The sequence below is a fragment of the Kitasatospora arboriphila genome (genome assembly GCF_039528095.1).
GTDB classification, from domain to species: Bacteria; Actinomycetota; Actinomycetes; order Streptomycetales; family Streptomycetaceae; genus Kitasatospora; species Kitasatospora arboriphila.
This window is the reverse complement of record NZ_BAAALD010000272.1, coordinates 1-622: the sequence shown is the minus strand read 5'-3', so window position 1 is coordinate 622 and position 622 is coordinate 1. Positions and strand designations below refer to the sequence as shown.

Here is a 622-nt window from a genome sequence, read left to right as displayed (position 1 = left end):
CCCCAGCGTGGTTTGCGCGACGTTGCTTCCGTCACCAGCCTTCTGCACCAGCGCGCCATTGTAGGTAATGCAGTAATCACCCGGCTGCTCCATATGCAGCTCTTTCAAATAGCTGTGGACGCCAGCGTAAGGGCGACCGGTGGTCAGCACCACGTTAACACCGCGCTCGCGCGCCGCGGCGATGGCGGCTTTCACCGCTGGAGAGATGGTATGGTCGGGCAGCAGCAGCGTGCCGTCCATATCGATTGCAATCAGTTTAATAGCCATAGGGTCCCCGGGTAAGATGAGTCTCCCCTCATGCTAACGCGATTCCGCTCAAAAAACAGTAAAAGTGTCGGCCAGAAAGGGGGATGGAACCACAGCAGCGGATTCCTCTTTTAGCGGCAAAAGAAAAGCCCGATCGCGCGATGCGACCGGGCTTATACATCCTGTTGCCCCGGTAAAACTCGTTACCGGGAAACATGCGGCTTAAATATCGATATTCGCCGCTTTCAGGGCATTCTCTTCGATAAACGCGCGACGCGGCTCAACGGCATCACCCATCAGGGTGGTGAACAGCTGATCGGCAGCGATGGCATCCTTGACGGTCACGCGCAGCATGCGACGGCTGTCCGGATCCATG

At 57.4% G+C, this 622-nt stretch carries 2 protein-coding genes; both read right to left on the bottom strand.

From position 1 onward, the window contains the following. Nucleotides 1-267, bottom strand: a 267-nt coding sequence (locus ABD353_RS39915) for an HAD-IIB family hydrolase (protein WP_344628600.1), incomplete at its 3' end; no start/stop codon positions are given. Between the two features lie 201 nt (nt 268-468). Next, nucleotides 469-621 (bottom strand): hypothetical protein, encoded by a 153-nt coding sequence (locus ABD353_RS39910; protein ID WP_254903106.1) that lies wholly within the window; start codon nt 619-621, stop codon nt 469-471. Nucleotide 622 lies beyond the last annotated feature (1 nt).

Excerpts from the sequence above, each read along its gene's own strand:
- ABD353_RS39910 (WP_254903106.1), bottom strand. The coding sequence starts at position 621 with ATGGATCCGGACAGCCGTCGCATGCTGCGCGTGACCGTCAAGGATGCC.